14 protein-coding genes and 2 riboswitches are annotated in these 15,110 nt (G+C 28.1%); of the genes, 11 read left to right on the top strand and 3 right to left on the bottom strand.

Translation table 11 applies throughout. From position 1 onward, the window contains the following. Nucleotides 1-9: 9 nt before the first annotated feature. Together anmK and lysA are read left to right on the top strand one after the other, a co-directional pair. Nucleotides 10-1,173, top strand: a complete 1,164-nt coding sequence (gene anmK, locus BM119_RS09880) for an anhydro-N-acetylmuramic acid kinase AnmK (RefSeq protein ID WP_207647677.1) — start codon at nt 10-12, stop codon at nt 1,171-1,173. A 113-nt stretch (nt 1,174-1,286) separates the two neighbouring features. Beyond that, nucleotides 1,287-1,454, top strand: a riboswitch (Lysine riboswitch). Between the two features lie 151 nt (nt 1,455-1,605). Further along, complete coding sequence (lysA, locus tag BM119_RS09875; RefSeq protein ID WP_090041070.1) at nt 1,606-2,910, top strand: diaminopimelate decarboxylase; 1,305 nt, start codon at nt 1,606-1,608, stop codon at nt 2,908-2,910. A gap of 82 nt (nt 2,911-2,992) precedes the next feature. Here lysA and BM119_RS09870 read toward each other — a convergent pair whose 3' ends face one another. Together BM119_RS09870 and BM119_RS09865 are read right to left on the bottom strand one after the other, a co-directional pair. After that, nucleotides 2,993-3,472 carry a spore coat protein gene (locus BM119_RS09870; protein ID WP_090041068.1) on the bottom strand — a complete coding sequence of 160 codons (480 nt, stop codon included), beginning with the start codon at nt 3,470-3,472 and terminating at the stop codon, nt 2,993-2,995. 18 nt (nt 3,473-3,490) lie between these two features. Then, nucleotides 3,491-4,162 carry a manganese catalase family protein gene (locus tag BM119_RS09865; protein WP_090041067.1) on the bottom strand — a complete coding sequence of 224 codons (672 nt, stop codon included), beginning with the start codon at nt 4,160-4,162 and terminating at the stop codon, nt 3,491-3,493. Nucleotides 4,163-4,303: 141 nt separating this feature from the next. Here BM119_RS09865 and BM119_RS09860 point away from each other — a divergent pair, with 141 nt between their 5' ends. The 4 genes from BM119_RS09860 (at nt 4,304) to BM119_RS19855 (ending at nt 8,767) form a co-directional block, all read left to right on the top strand. Beyond that, nucleotides 4,304-5,278 (top strand): alpha/beta hydrolase, encoded by a 975-nt coding sequence (locus BM119_RS09860; RefSeq protein ID WP_090041065.1) that lies wholly within the window; start codon nt 4,304-4,306, stop codon nt 5,276-5,278. Between the two features lie 219 nt (nt 5,279-5,497). Further along, nucleotides 5,498-5,666, top strand: a riboswitch (Lysine riboswitch). A 251-nt stretch (nt 5,667-5,917) separates the two neighbouring features. Continuing rightward, the gene (locus BM119_RS09855) at nt 5,918-7,381 is read left to right on the top strand and encodes an amino acid permease (RefSeq protein ID WP_090041063.1); all 1,464 of its coding nucleotides are present in this window, start codon (nt 5,918-5,920) and stop codon (nt 7,379-7,381) included. A gap of 409 nt (nt 7,382-7,790) precedes the next feature. Continuing rightward, the gene (locus BM119_RS09850; protein ID WP_090041061.1) at nt 7,791-8,348 is read left to right on the top strand and encodes a GNAT family N-acetyltransferase; all 558 of its coding nucleotides are present in this window, start codon (nt 7,791-7,793) and stop codon (nt 8,346-8,348) included. Nucleotides 8,349-8,614: 266 nt separating this feature from the next. After that, nucleotides 8,615-8,767 (top strand): hypothetical protein, encoded by a 153-nt coding sequence (locus tag BM119_RS19855; RefSeq protein ID WP_177199383.1) that lies wholly within the window; start codon nt 8,615-8,617, stop codon nt 8,765-8,767. 152 nt (nt 8,768-8,919) lie between these two features. Here BM119_RS19855 and BM119_RS09845 read toward each other — a convergent pair whose 3' ends face one another. Then, the gene (locus BM119_RS09845; RefSeq protein ID WP_242948399.1) at nt 8,920-10,251 is read right to left on the bottom strand and encodes an MATE family efflux transporter; all 1,332 of its coding nucleotides are present in this window, start codon (nt 10,249-10,251) and stop codon (nt 8,920-8,922) included. Nucleotides 10,252-10,341: 90 nt separating this feature from the next. On the opposite strand from BM119_RS09845, the gene BM119_RS09840 reads away from it, so the two are divergent. From BM119_RS09840 to rsxC, 5 genes are all read left to right on the top strand, one after another. Beyond that, on the top strand, nt 10,342-11,157 hold the full coding sequence (locus BM119_RS09840) for a MerR family transcriptional regulator (RefSeq protein WP_090041060.1): 816 nt from the start codon (nt 10,342-10,344) through the stop codon (nt 11,155-11,157). Nucleotides 11,158-11,504: 347 nt separating this feature from the next. Continuing rightward, on the top strand, nt 11,505-12,545 hold the full coding sequence (locus BM119_RS09835) for an FAD:protein FMN transferase (protein ID WP_090041059.1): 1,041 nt from the start codon (nt 11,505-11,507) through the stop codon (nt 12,543-12,545). After that, on the top strand, nt 12,529-12,915 hold the full coding sequence (locus BM119_RS09830; RefSeq protein WP_090041057.1) for a NusG domain II-containing protein: 387 nt from the start codon (nt 12,529-12,531) through the stop codon (nt 12,913-12,915). The genes BM119_RS09835 and BM119_RS09830 overlap by 17 nt, the downstream gene beginning before the upstream one ends. A 15-nt stretch (nt 12,916-12,930) precedes the next feature. After that, the gene (locus BM119_RS09825) at nt 12,931-13,425 is read left to right on the top strand and encodes a Gx transporter family protein (RefSeq protein ID WP_090041054.1); all 495 of its coding nucleotides are present in this window, start codon (nt 12,931-12,933) and stop codon (nt 13,423-13,425) included. A gap of 349 nt (nt 13,426-13,774) precedes the next feature. After that, complete coding sequence (gene rsxC, locus BM119_RS09820; RefSeq protein WP_090041051.1) at nt 13,775-15,100, top strand: electron transport complex subunit RsxC; 1,326 nt, start codon at nt 13,775-13,777, stop codon at nt 15,098-15,100. The last annotated feature ends 10 nt before the right edge of the window (nt 15,101-15,110 follow it).

Below are 15,110 nucleotides of genomic sequence, written 5' to 3'. Positions count from 1 at the left end.
AGAGGTTGAATGAATATGTATTGTGTAGGATTAATGTCTGGTACATCACTAGATGGAATAGATGCAGCCTTAGTAAAAATATCAGGTTATGGACTTGATACCCATGTAGAATTAATTGAATTTGATACTTATAAGATTCCCTTGGAAATAAAGGATGAAATAAAGAAGGCTTGTTTAAATAATTCTCCATCAACAGCCTTAATATGTAGTCTTAATTTTAAACTTGGATATTTATTTAGTGATGCAGTAAAAAATATATGTAAAAAAACTAATATATCTACAGATGAACTTGAATTTGTTGCTACCCATGGGCAGACTATTTATCATATTCCAAAGTCAATAGAAAACTATATATCTTCTACGCTACAAATTGGTGAACCAAGTATAATAGCTTATGAGAACAATGTTAAAGTAATTTCTAACTTTAGAACAATGGATATGGCAGCTGGAGGAGAAGGAGCACCATTGGTTCCATATAGCGAATTTATACTTTATGGAGTAAGGGGAGAAAACATAGCACTCCAAAATATAGGGGGAATTGGCAATGTAACAGTTATACCAGCAGTTAAAGATATGAGAGAAATATATGCTTTTGATACAGGACCAGGCAATATGATGATTGATGAAGCATGTAGTAAGTTGTTTGGTGTTTCATATGATGAAAACGGTGATATAGCTAAGAGTGGAAAGTTATGTGAGACTCTTATGGAGGAACTTAAGAGTCATCCATATATAGATCTTAAACCACCAAAAACTACAGGAAGAGAAGATTTTGGTGAGCAGTTTGTTAATGATATATTAGAGAAATATAAAAATATTCCATCTGAAGATATTATAACAACATTTACAGAGTATACAGCTTATACAATAGTTGAAAATTATAGGAAATTTATACTTCCCAATATTAAATTAAATAAAGTTATCATTGGTGGAGGAGGAGCCCATAATAAAACCTTAGTAAGTTTAATCCAAAAGGGCTTAGAAAATGTTAAGGTATTTACTCAAGATGAACTAGGATTTTCATCAGATGCAAAAGAAGCAATTGCTTTTGCTATTTTGGGAAATGAGACATTGAATTGTAGTTGTTCTAATGTTCCAACTGCTACAGGGGCCAAAGAAAATGTTGTTTTGGGAAATATTACTTTACCACCAAGAGGAAAAAATAACTTTTAATATCTATTAATTTTAAAAATATTTTTATATTTGTTATTGACTATGAAATTTAATTTTGGTATGATACTAATCATATTAATTAATTGAAAATTTTAAAAAGTGAATAAATATACAGTGTAGTATAGAGGTTGCAATTGTCATCAGTAGCATACTAAGAATATGTGAAAGGGTCAATTGCCGAAGTGTATAAATTTAATATTTATGCATTGGGATTATACTTAATAGGTATAGTACTGTGTTTAGAAGTTTGCCCAAACTTCTAAAGGCGTGCTTACTACATTGGGGCAAAAGGTGATGTTATTAAAACAGTCATGAGAATCCTTTTGCTCATGACTGTTTTATTTTGCTTAAAATCTATTAACTTATAAATTCATGATAAAAGTTTAAGCGCTTAAATTTGAAAATAAATTTTTACGGGAGATGAAGGATAGCATGAAATTATTTGGAACTTCAAGAGGAAATAATAATGGAAATTTAGAAATAGGAAATTGCGACACATTGGAATTAGCAAATGAGTTTGGAACTCCACTATATGTAATGGATGAAGAAATGATTAGAAAAAATTGCAAGATGTTTAAAGAAAATTTTATTATGGAAGATATAGAAACAGAAGTTATATATGCCTCTAAGGCATTTTTAAATTTATCTATGTGTAAATTAATTGAAGAGGAAAATTTATCTATAGATGTGGTATCAGGTGGTGAATTATATACAGTATTAAAGGCAAACTTTCCACCAAATAAAATATATATGCATGGAAATAATAAAACAAGAGATGAACTTATTTTGGCAATTAATAATGGGGTTAGAAGAATAATAGTTGATAATATTCAAGAGATAATTAAAATTGAAAATTTATGTACAACCTTAGGTAAAAAAATAGACATATTATTAAGAGTAAATCCAGGGATAGAAGCTCATACTCATGAATATATTCAAACCTCAAAAAATGATTCGAAGTTTGGAATATCAATATTTCAGAATGAAATTTATGAGGCAATAAATTTACTTAAGGAAAGTGAAAATATATGTTTAAAGGGATTCCATTGTCATATTGGGTCACAAATATTTGAAGAAAATTCATTCTACTCACTGACCCTGGAAATGTTAGAATTTTTAAATGAAATAAAAGTTGATTATGGATTTATCACACAAGAATTAAATTTAGGGGGAGGTTTTGGAGTATATTATTATCATGGTGATGCACCAATTGAACTTCAGGATTGTCTTCAAAGTATGCTTTCAATAATAAAAAATAAATGTAATGAAATTGATATAAAGATTCCTAAAATAATGATAGAACCAGGAAGATCAATAGTTGCAAATGCAGGAACAACACTTTATACAGTAGGTGGAACTAAAAAAACATTTGGAGGAAAACATTTTGTTTTTATAGATGGTGGTATGACTGATAACCCAAGAACTGCATTGTATGATGCAAAATATGAGGGGGTAATTGCTAATAAACTAAATTTTAATAACACAAACACATATACAATAGCAGGAAAATGTTGTGAGTCAGGAGATATTATAATAAAAGATATTGGGTTACCAATAGTAGAAACTGATGATATATTAGCTGTATTTAGTACAGGAGCTTATAATTATAGCATGTCTAGTAATTATAATAGAATCCCAAAACCAGCTGTTATATTTGTTAATAAGGGTCAATGTAAATTGGTAGTAAAAAGAGAAACTTTTGAGGATATTGTAAGAAATGATATGGCACTTGCCTAATTACTGATAAATAAAAATACAAAGCTATGAATTTAGAAATTTTATTTTTCTAAATTCATAGCTTTTATTATGGGTAATAAAATTATTGAACTTTATAGTAACCTTTTTGATTCATATAGTTAAATATTTGTTCTCCATGCTCTTGTTCCTCTTTTTGAATATGATTTAATACTTGACGTATATTAGCCTGAGTACATTCAAATATTGTTGTATTATATGTTGAAGATACATATTTTTCAGTTGATAAAGCATCATGGCATAAATCTGCATCATTTTGATTGAATGGTGTAGTACTATTTTGCATATTTGGTTGTTGATTTTGACTTGCTTGTTGTCCTTGACCTTGCTGATTTTGTTGGTTCATATTAGGAACTTCACCATTTAATATACTGTTTAATGTGTTAACATGTTGTTGTTCATGATCACGGATTGAAGTAAATAATTGTTTTAATGCTGGATCTTGTGCTTCATTTGAATATTTAGTATATTTTTTTACACAAATATCCTCTTGAGCTTTTTCATCTTTTAATAACATAGTTTCTTTTTGTGTTAAAGTTGTCATATAATATCACCTCTACATTTATTTTTTTGGATTTTCAAAACTAGGGGGAGTAGGATTAGGGCTATCAAAAAAATTTCCAGGTGAAGATAAATCGAAGTATAATTTTGAATCTTCAGTTACCCCAAAGTCTTTGTTTGATCCAGTATTTTTAACTTTATTTAAAGCTTCTCTAAATAAAGCATTATGAGCTTCTTCTCTGTTTAAAAGAAAGTCTATGGTTTCCTTCACATATTTATCATCTATTTGTCTATATAAGTATTCATAGACAACTTTTGCTCTTTGTTCAGATGCAATATTTGAAAGTAAATCTGCAACTAAATCCCCAGTAACTGTAACATAATTACCTGTCCAAGGAGCGCCAGATGAATTAACTAGACCTGGTGTCAAACCAAACATTACGTGAGTTTGGATTTCACCAGATTTTACAGCGTTAAAATCTACATCATGACCATTTAATAAATTAATAGTAGCTGCAACCATTTCCATATGACTTAATTCTTCAGCACCTATATCTAAAAATAGGTCTTTTATAGCTGGATCTTTAATTCTAAAGCTTTGAGAAATATATTGTAGAGCGGCTTTTAATTCACCATTTCCTCCTCCAAGTTGCTCTTGCATTAGCACAGCATACTGAGGGTTAGGTTTTTCTACTTTTACTTCATGCAATAATGATTTATCGTGCTTAAACATATGAATATTCACCTCCTTAAATTAAAATTATTATTAAGATATATAATTATTATTAGTTAAATAAAAAAATATATACTGTAATAAAATTCTTATATTATTTTTGTTTAAGGTAAAACTAAGATTAAGTTTGGAGGTAATACAATGAGAAAAGTATTAATAGGAAAGAAAAAATCACAAGGAAATTTAAAATTGAAGGTTATTATTTTTTTAAAGATACAAAAATATATTAGGCCAAACTTAATTAAAGAAAAATCTATAATTAAATTACGGGATGAAATAAATAAATTAAGTAAGAAAATGAGTTCTAAACCTATAAATTTTACAGATATAAGAGATATACAAATTTCTCGTAATAAAATACCGGTAAGAATATATACACCGTTTAGTAAAAAAGGACTTCCAATTATTATTTACGTACATGGAGGAAGTTGGATTGGAGGAAATCTAGATACTCATGATAATGTCTGCAGGAAGATATCAATGACTTCAAAAGCAATTGTAGTATCAGTAGATTATTCTCTTGCACCTGAAAGACCATTTCCACATGGATTAAATGATGTATATACAGTAATAAGGTGGGCGTACAATAATTCAAATAATATTAATGGTAGACCAGATTGTATAGCACTTGTAGGAGATAGCTCGGGCGGTAATTTATGTGCTGCAGCATCATGTATGGCTAGAGAGAAAGGTGATAAATATATAAAATGTCAAGTGCTAATATATCCGGCAACTAACATATTTGAGTTAAATACGGGATCATGGTTAGAATTTGGGAATGGATATATATTAACTGAAGAAAATCAAAATAAATTTATATCACTATATATAAAGGACAAAAAAAATAGAAAATGTATATATGGGTCACCATTATTAGAAAGTAATTTTAAAAAGTTACCACCTACTTTTATTATAACAGGAGAATTTGATCCACTTAGAGATGATGGAGAACTATATGCTCATAAACTAAAAGAATCTGGAGTTGAGGTAAGTTTGAAGAGGTATAAAGGAGTAATACATGGATTTATAACAATGGATCAAATGTTTAGTGAGGCTGATGATGCAATAAAAGAAATAAGCTTATATCTTAAAAATCAATTTTCTAAAGATTGTTAAAGTGTTAATACGTATTGCTTGATTATTTAAAAATTGATACGGAAAAATTAAATACAATATAATTCAACAGGTACTTAGGATAAACAAAAGAATTTTAAAGAAAATAAGAGAATTAAGTAGCTTAAACACATTAAATTAGTAAAATTACATAAATGGATACCTTTTCATTGGAATTGACTAATTTTGTTTATTGGTTGATAATAAATATATTAAATGAATAACTGAGGTAGAGGAGCAAAACTTAAAAGTAACATTATGGAGCTAAGCACAATGAAGTAATGTGAAAGGATGTTTTGCCGAAGTTTATAGATAATGCTTTAAATCTATAGACTGGGATTGTATATAACATATATAATACTGTCACATTTTGTGGAGCGCTATCATTCTAAGTATAAGAATAATATTTACATATTATATATTCGATATATGATTAAAATCCATAAGGATTATAAATAATATATTGTAACTATATAAATAAATTTTAGGTTAATATATTAAGAATTTTTAATATTTAAATTTAGAATTTTATTAATATTATTTTCGGTATACCCTGAGTGTAGTCTCAGGGTTTTTTTATTTGAATTTAGTCGTCATCTTAGTTAAAGCATTTAACATTTTCAATGATATGGAGGAGTTAAAATGCAAATTGCAAATGAACAAAGAAAAACAGAACGTAATGTAGAAACCAATGAATTAAAGAAGGGATTAAAAGCAAGGCATCTTAGTATGATTGCTATTGGTGGTTCTATAGGAACTGGAATATTTTTAGCAATGGGTGATACAATACGTCAAGCAGGGCCAGGAGGAGCATTAGTAGCTTATGGGTTAATTGGTATAATGGTATATTTTTTGATTAGTAGTTTAGGAGAAATAGCAACATATATGCCTGTATCAGGTTCTTTTGGTACCTATGCAACTGAATTTGTGGACCCAGCTGTGGGATTTGCACTAGGTTGGAATTATTGGTTTAACTGGGCAATAACTATAGCAGCTGAGCTTGTAGCATCATCTTTAATCATGAAGTTTTGGTTTCCAAATATACCAGGAATAATATGGAGTGTAATTTTATTATCAATAATAGTAATGTTAAACTTATTGTCAAGCAAAGCCTACGGTGAATCAGAATTTTGGTTTGCTAGCATTAAAGTTGCAACTGTTATAGTATTTCTTATAATTGGTGTATTAACTATAGTTGGAATAATAGGGGGAGAGGCTGTAGGATTTTCAAATTTCACATCAAATGGAGGTCCATTTGTAGGTGGTACAAAATCAATATTTATGATATTTTTATTAGCTGGATTCTCATTCCAAGGAACTGAATTAATTGGTATAGCTGCTGGAGAGAGTGAAAATCCTGAAAAGTCTATACCTAAAGCTGTAAATAGTGTTTTTTGGCGAATATTACTTTTCTACATAGGAACTATAATAGTAATAGGTGCATTAATTCCACTTACAGAAGCAGGTGTAAATGAAAGTGCATTTACTTTAGTATTTGAAAAAGCAGGTATTGCAGGAGCAGCATCAGTAATGAATGCAGTAATACTTAGTGCTGTATTATCAGCTGGCAATTCTGGAATGTATGCTTCAAGTAGAATGTTATATTCAATGGCTAAAGAAGGAATGGCTCCAAAAATATTTGGAAGAGTTAATTCAAAAGGCGTTCCATCAAATGCTATAATTGCTACTACGGTAGTAGCATCAGCATGTTTTTTAACTGGTTTATATGCAGAAAGTACAGTTTATGTATGGCTAGTGGCAGCTTCAGGTTTAGCTGGATTTATAGCTTGGATGGGAATAGCTTTATGTCATTATAGATTTAGAAAAGCTTATGTACTTCAAGGTTATGACTTAAATGATTTACCTTATAAATCAAAGTTTTTCCCTTTTGGTCCAATCTCAGCATTAATATTATGTTCGGTTATAATATTAGGACAGGGATTTTCATACATATCACCAAGTGGCATAGACTGGATGGGACTTTCTTCTTCATATATTGGAATACCAATATTTTTAGGTTTATGGTTATTTTATAAAGTTAAATATAAAACAAAAATTGTTAAGTTAAATCATGTTGATTTAAAAAAATATGCTAGAAGTAAATAATATATTAAAAAGCTATAGGTTTAACCTATAGCTTTTTGTTTGAAGATATAATATAATTATTATGAAAATATTAACAATATATATTTATTTTGTAAAACTTTACAAGGATAAAAAGAGTATTTGATATAAGGGTATGTAATACTTATTCATGTACAATAAAATACTTAGAAGAAAATTTAAGGATAATAATATACATATGGATGAGAATGAATTTCTGAATCATACAAAAAGTTTTGTGATTAATATTACAAAGAAAATTATATCAACAAAATGAGTAGATAAGTAGATTAAATACCTAGCTAGTTATTCTAGATAAGTTCTTCTAAGGTCCAAGGGGGCACTCATAAGAAAATACCATCTAAACCTTAGAATAACTTGATAAATAGCCAACATATAAGGGGGAGTATCTATGATAAGGGGTAGAAAAATAAACCTTAGAACCATAAAGGAGCAAGACCTTGATACACTAATTTATTTTAAAAATAAATTTGAGGAAAAGGGAGATTTTTGGCCTGTAGACTTATGCTCTGAGATTAATTTTAAACATAAATTTAAGGAAAATGGATTATTAGATGACAACTCGGGTACTATGGTTATTACAGATAAAAATGAAAATATTGTAGGAACCATTTCATATTTTCCAGGAATATGGTACTTAACAGGTTATGAAATTGGTTATGAAATATATAGACAAGGGGATAGGGGAAATGGATATATGACAGAGGCACTAACACTTTTTTCTGCATATTTATTTGATATAAAACCAATTAAGCGATTAGAGATAGAAATATCTAAAGGAAATTATGCTAGTCGTAGGGTGGTTGAAAAATGTGGTTATCAGCATGAAGGGACTAAACGTAAAGCTGTGTTTTGCAAAGGACTTTATAATGATCTGGAAATATTTTCTTTATTAAAAGAGGAATGTTTAGGACTAAAAGAGACTATAGAGAAGCTTAATTTGTTGTAAAGAACATAATTAAGAACTTAATTTAAAAAGTCATAGATTAAATCTATGGCTTTTTCTAAATTGTGGTATAAATTACAAAGTAAAAGATATAACTTTAAAATATATTATTGGGTTAGAAGGTTATCATGAATAAGGATATAAAAAAATTAATTCTAGAAGATAAGCTTACAATTTAATAAAGGATAACTATTATGTGAAAATAAATTGATTGTATATAAATCTAAATGTATAATGAATCTAGCAATTAAAGAGAGGAATTTTAACTTATGAATAAAAATATTGAGATGATGAAAAAATTAATTGAAGAAAAGAAACAAAAGGGATCAAATTCAAAGAATAATAGAAAAGCTGAAAAGACTATTGGTTCAGCTGCTAAGGCAGTTAGAAATAAAAAAACTGGTGGAGTATTTGATAAATAAATATGTACATATAAATAAAAATGCAAATGGTTTATATTAAAATTATAGAAATAATTAAAAGTCATGAAACTTAGCTTAAAATACTTTGGTTTCATGGCTTTTAATTTTAAAGTGACATTTATATAGAATGAATTTTAACATATACGAATATTTTAATTTAATAGTTCTTTTAGTGGATTTAACTTTAATATGCCAAAAGATATTATTATACATAGCAGTTCAGAAACTAAAGTAGCCATCCATATGCCAGTATCATTAAATAAAGCTGTCATTGTAAATAAAGATAAGACAATAGTTACTAAACCTCTAGATATAGATATTATTATAGCTTTAGTAGGTTTTTCAATAGAAGCAAAGAACCCAGATATAAGTATATTATATCCAACTACCAAAAATGATGTGGAAAATATCTTAAATGACCATACAGAGTAATTAAATAGTTCAGCATCAGCACCTTTTATAAAGACATTAACTATATTTTCAGAAAATCCAATTACCACAATAAACACAAATGCAGAAACAACTGCAACAGTTTTAAAACTCATCTTTAATAATTTTTTTATTGTATCTGTATCCTCTTTACCATAGTAATAACTAGATAATGGCTGCATACCTTGAGTTATGCCTATCATAGTCATTAAAACTAAGGTATTAACATAAGAGATTATGCTATAGGTTACAATTCCATTTTCACCTAGATGTCTAAGGATTATTTGGTTAAACATAAATAAAACAACACCTGTAGATGCTTCAGTTATACAATCAGGCACTCCTATAGATAAAATTCTTTTAAGAATACCAAAATCAAATGTTACTTTTACAAAACTTAGAGTAGAGTTTTTTCGAAGGAAATGTACTAAAAAGAATATGCAGGCAATGACCTGAGATATACCAGTAGCATAAGCAGCTCCAGCAACTCCTAAATTTAATTTCACAACGAAAATATAATCTAAAAATATATTAGTTAAAGCGGATAGACACACACCTATTATTGCAAAGTAAGGAAACCCATCAGTTTTAACAATTACCTCAAGGCAATATGAAACTATAAAAAATCCATTGAAAGATATGATTATTTTAAGATATTCTTTTACCATTTCAAGGGTAGTAGGTGTAGCACCTAAAAATAATGCAAGTTTTTCAAGATTTAATAAACTAAATATGAGAATTATTAAGGAGAAGATGATTATAGAGATTAAATTTAAAGTAAAAGTTTCATTTGCTTTTTTATAATCTTTCTTTCCTAAATATATAGCTATAATAGTAGAAGCGCCTGTTGAAAATAACATTGAACTTGCAAAAATGAAATTTACAAAGGGCATGGATAAATTTACAGAAGCTAAAGCTGTAGGACCAACGAATCTACCAACGAATATACCATCTATAATGGTATATAGTGAATAGACCCACATTGCACATACCGAAGGTATAGTATATTTTAAGAACTTTTTTCTTAAGTTTTTCTTTTCTAGTTTTCTTTCCACTTACAATCACCTCTTCAATGAAAGTATAAACCTTGGTATAATACTAAGGTCAAGAAAAATACTAAACTTGGTGTTAAAAAGAGGTAAGTTATGAAAGATTATTATAAAATAGGTGAAATATCAAAAATATATGGCATAGGAAGAGATTCTTTAATGTACTATGAAGAACTAGGAATTTTAAAGCCTTTTAGAGGAAAAAATGGTTATAGAATGTACAGTATGAATGATATATGGAAGCTTAATTTAATAAAAGAATTAAGAACATTTGATTTTTCTATGGAAAAAATTAAAAATTATTTAGATGAAAGAACAATAAAAAAAACCAAAGATATGTTAAACGAAGAGGTAGTATTAATAGAAAAACAAATTGAGGAACTTAATAGATTAAAGAAAAATGTTATGCAAAGATTAAATGGTATAGAAGAAGTTATGTCGAACATAGAATTATATAAGATAGATACAGTTTATATGAGTGAGAGAAGAGGAATAACGCTAAATGGTAATATAACTAGAGATGAACAAGTAGACTTTTTAGTAAAAAAACTTCAAAAAAAACATGAAGATAAATTTTATTTTTTAGGCAATTATAACATCGGTGCTGTATATCCTATGAATAAAATAAGAGAAGGGATATTTAATGAATATAAATCAGTGTTTTGTCTTTTAAAAGAGGATGAGGAAGACTATGATTTAATTTTAGAAAAAGGCAAGTATATTACATATTCTTATAGAGGAGCTTATAGGAATAGCAAAAATTATATACCTACTCTCCTTAATTTTATAGATAACAATAATTACAAAGTATTAGGTGACCCCATTGAAATGTATATGATAGATATCCATGAAACTGGAATAGTAGAGGAATTCATTACTCAAATTCAAATTCCTATAGAAAAGAATATGTAATTTGATGATATACATGGTATCTTTGACTTGATATTTTCTTTCATGTACCTTAACGGATTTATATATCAAATTTAAAGGTTTACAGAGAAAAACCAGAATAGTTTAAATAGAGTCAATATGTTAAGAATTATACAAATAACAAGATTAATATAATATGTGATATAATGTAGTATAGAATACATTTAAAAATACTTATATATGTGAGATTATAGGTATAATATTCCTATGTAATATATATTAATAGTAGGAGAATGAAGTTTTTAATACAATAGAATTTCAAAAATTATATTGGTTAAAAAATATATAAAAATATCGAATATTTAAATGTGAGAATGGAGTACTTTACGATGAAAAAATTTAGAGTAGTATTAAGTAGTGTTTTAATATTAATGATTAGCTTAATGTTGGCTTCTTGTGATAAAAAAGAACAAGTTTATTCAAAAGATGTTTTTATGATGGGAACAGTAATTAATCTTAAGTATTATGGAAAAAATGGAGAAAAGGCAATAGAAGAATCTATAAATAGAATTAGTGAAATAGAAAAAGAAATGTCTTTAAATATAGAAGATAGTGAAATTTGTGATGTAAACGAAAATGCAGGAGTTAAGCCTATTAAGGTCAGCGATGATGTTTTTAAAGTTGTAGAAAAGTCTCTTTATTATGGAGAACTAAGTGGAGGTGCACTAGATATAAGTATAAGACCAGTAGATGCACTTTGGTCTATAGGAAGCGACAATGAAAGAGTACCAGAAAATAAAGAAATTAAAAAAGCTTTACAGTCTGTTGACTATAAAAATATTGAATTAGATTCAGATAATAATACTGTATTTTTAAAAAATAAAAGTATGGCTATAGATTTAGGATCAATAGCTAAAGGATATACAGCAGATGAACTAGTAAATATACTGAAAAAGTACTATGTAGATAGAGCTTTTATAAATTTAGGTGGAAATCTTTATGTCCATGGAGGAAAAGAAAATAATCAGCCTTTAAACATAGGAATTCAAGACCCAAAAGGAGAGAAAGGCGAATATTTCGGCGTCCTAAAAGTTGAAGATAAATCAGTTGTAACATCAGGAAATTATGAAAGATATTTCATAAAGGATGGAAAAAGATATCATCATATAATGGACCCTAAAACAGGATATCCTTCAGAAAATGGATTAATAAGTACTACTATAATTTCCGATAAATCCATTGATGGTGATGCATTATCAACATCAACATATGTACTAGGGGTAGAAAAAGGTATGGAACTTATTAATAGCATAGAAGATGTAGATGCTATTTTTGTTACAGATGATAATAAAGTGTATACGTCTAAAGGTATTAATGAAAGCAACTTTGATATAACTAACAAGGAGTATACATATGAAAAAGGGAGATAAGTTTGTCTTAGGAATGGTTATATTTATATTTTTCTTATGTATACTTTCTATTGGGTACTATTTTATTGGTGGATCCAATAGTAATGGATTAGTAGCAGAGGTTTATAGGGATGGAGAACTTTTGCGTAGTATAGATTTAGAGAAGGTAGAAAAACCAGATGAGTTTAAAGTAGAAGATTCTGATGGTGATTTTAATATAATAGAATTTGAAAATGGTAAAATTAGATTTAAAGAAAGCAATTGTAAAGATGATGTTTGTGTAAAAACAGGATGGCTTTCAAGAAAAGGAGAAATGGCTGTTTGCATTCCTCATAAAACTTATATAAAAATTGTAGGTGAGAGTAAAGAACTAGATGGAGTAAGTTTTTAAGAGGGGTGACAAAATATGAAAAAATTAAATAGATTATTATATTTAAGTATGATATTGTGTATAGCGCTAGTTATTTATGTAGTAGAGGCGCAAATCCCGGTAATATTTCCTGGGATTAAATTAGGTCTTGCAAATGCGGTGTCTTTATTTGTCCTTATTTCTTTTGGTGGAAAAGAGGCAATAACAATAATGGTTCTTAGAACGTTTTTAGGAGCTGTTTTTGGAGGAAATCTGTTTGGGTTTTTCTTTAGCCTAGGTGGAGGATTACTAAGCAATTTAGCAATGATTTGTTTATATAAATACTTTAAAGATGACATTAGTATTCCATGGCTAAGTATGGGTGGAGCTATATTTCATAATATAGGTCAACTTTTAGTAGCAGCCATAGTAATTGGTGATTTCAAAATATATTTTTATTTACCAATACTTATGATTGCTGCAATAATTACTGGATATTTTACAGGGGTTGTTGCAGAAAATTTAAATAAGAGAAAAGTACTCAAATTATAATGTGAATGTTTTTAGTAATTAATTAAAACAATGTTAATTTTAAAAAGTTTTAATATAAAATTAATAATAATTTGATAATTATTTTACAAGTTTTAACTTTAAAATCAATAATTAACTATAGAATATTGAAAAAACATAAGGATTTTAATTGAAAATATATTTTTATTATGGTCTTTAGCAATATATTTATGAAAAAATCACTCTTTTTGTTGAAACATGTATAAAAAAAATCAATATTATTCTATAATTAAATAGGATATATTTAGTGTGGTTAATCTTACTATTTTATATATTAAGTAAAATAGTAAATAAACATATGTAAAACTAAATTAAGAAAGGATGTAATGGCATGAAACTGTTAACTTTTAAAAAAGGTGTACATCCACCTCATGGAAAGCATTTAACAGAAAAAAAACCTATAGAAGAATATCTTCCAAAGGGTGACCTAATATTTCCTTTATCTCAACATATAGGAGCTCCATGTAACGCTCTTGTAAAAAAAGGAGATAAAGTTTTAGTAGGTCAAAAGATTGGAGAAGCTACAGGATTTGTTTCAGCTCCAATTTACAGTAGTGTATCTGGAACAGTAAAAAATGTTACACCTATGGCAACAGCTATGGGAACTAAAGCAATGTCAATAATAATTGAAAATGACAATGCTTATGAAAAATGTTCAGAAAAACTAAACGAAAAAAACTATACTGAGCTTTCAAATGAAGAGATTATAGCTATAATCCAAGAAGCAGGTGTAGTTGGTATGGGAGGGGCTACATTCCCAACTCATGTAAAATTAAATCCTCCAAAGGATAAGGAAATCGATAGTATTATAGTAAATGCTGCTGAATGTGAACCTTATCTTACTTGTGACCATAGACTTATGGTTGAAGAAGGAGAAAAAATAGTACAAGGTCTAAAGATAATATTAAAGCTTTTTCCTAAAGCAAAAGGTTACATAGGAATAGAAAATAATAAACCAGATGCTATAAGTATTATGAGTGATTTAGTTAAAAATGAAAGTAATATAGAAGTTTCATCTTTAAAAACTAAATATCCTCAGGGTGCTGAAAAACAATTAATATATTCAGTAACTAAAAGAGAAGTTCCTTCAGGAAAACTTCCAGCAGATGTAGGATGTATAGTTCAAAATGTAGGAACTATTTATCAAGTATACAGAAGTGTTGTTTTAGGAGAACCTCTTATAGAAAGAATAGTAACAGTTACTGGAGAAGCTATAAAGGAACCTAAAAACTTAAAAGTTAAGATAGGAACTTCAGTAAGAGAACTTGTTGAAGAAGCCTGTGGTAACTTTAAGGACAACCCTGTAAAGATAATTTCAGGTGGACCAATGATGGGAATGACAATAAGCACATTAGATATCCCTGTTACAAAGGGAACTTCAGGAATACTTGCACTTACAAAAGATATGGCAGTATTACCTAAGACAGCAAATTGTCTTAGATGTGGAAAATGTGTAGAGGCGTGTCCTATGAACCTTGTTCCATCTAAACTTAAAAATTTATCTCAAAATAAAGAACTTGAAGATTTTGAGACTTGGCATGGTTTAGATTGTATAGAATGTGGATGTTGTACATTTATATGTCCTGCAAAAATTAATATAGTACAATCAATTCGTGTGGCTAAGCGTACAGTTTTAGCTAATAAGAGAAAAAAGTAATTTGAAAATT

This window comes from Clostridium frigidicarnis (assembly GCF_900111985.1).
GTDB lineage: Bacteria > Bacillota > Clostridia > Clostridiales > Clostridiaceae > Clostridium_Z > Clostridium_Z frigidicarnis.
The sequence above is the reverse complement of the archived record's forward strand: the minus strand, read 5'-3'. Positions and strand labels throughout refer to the sequence as shown.

What these genes read in the sequence shown, in the direction of transcription:
- anmK (WP_207647677.1), top strand. Translation starts at nt 10, where the DNA reads ATGAATATGTATTGTGTAGGATTAATGTCTGGTACATCACTAGATGGA.
- lysA (WP_090041070.1), top strand. Translation starts at nt 1,606, where the DNA reads ATGAAATTATTTGGAACTTCAAGAGGAAATAATAATGGAAATTTAGAA.
- BM119_RS09870 (WP_090041068.1), bottom strand. Translation starts at nt 3,472, where the DNA reads ATGACAACTTTAACACAAAAAGAAACTATGTTATTAAAAGATGAAAAA.
- BM119_RS09865 (WP_090041067.1), bottom strand. Translation starts at nt 4,162, where the DNA reads ATGTTTAAGCACGATAAATCATTATTGCATGAAGTAAAAGTAGAAAAA.
- BM119_RS09860 (WP_090041065.1), top strand. Translation starts at nt 4,304, where the DNA reads ATGAGAAAAGTATTAATAGGAAAGAAAAAATCACAAGGAAATTTAAAA.
- BM119_RS09855 (WP_090041063.1), top strand. Translation starts at nt 5,918, where the DNA reads ATGCAAATTGCAAATGAACAAAGAAAAACAGAACGTAATGTAGAAACC.
- BM119_RS09850 (WP_090041061.1), top strand. Translation starts at nt 7,791, where the DNA reads ATGATAAGGGGTAGAAAAATAAACCTTAGAACCATAAAGGAGCAAGAC.
- BM119_RS19855 (WP_177199383.1), top strand. Translation starts at nt 8,615, where the DNA reads ATGAATAAAAATATTGAGATGATGAAAAAATTAATTGAAGAAAAGAAA.
- BM119_RS09840 (WP_090041060.1), top strand. Translation starts at nt 10,342, where the DNA reads ATGAAAGATTATTATAAAATAGGTGAAATATCAAAAATATATGGCATA.
- BM119_RS09835 (WP_090041059.1), top strand. Translation starts at nt 11,505, where the DNA reads ATGAAAAAATTTAGAGTAGTATTAAGTAGTGTTTTAATATTAATGATT.
- BM119_RS09830 (WP_090041057.1), top strand. Translation starts at nt 12,529, where the DNA reads ATGAAAAAGGGAGATAAGTTTGTCTTAGGAATGGTTATATTTATATTT.
- BM119_RS09825 (WP_090041054.1), top strand. Translation starts at nt 12,931, where the DNA reads ATGAAAAAATTAAATAGATTATTATATTTAAGTATGATATTGTGTATA.
- rsxC (WP_090041051.1), top strand. Translation starts at nt 13,775, where the DNA reads ATGAAACTGTTAACTTTTAAAAAAGGTGTACATCCACCTCATGGAAAG.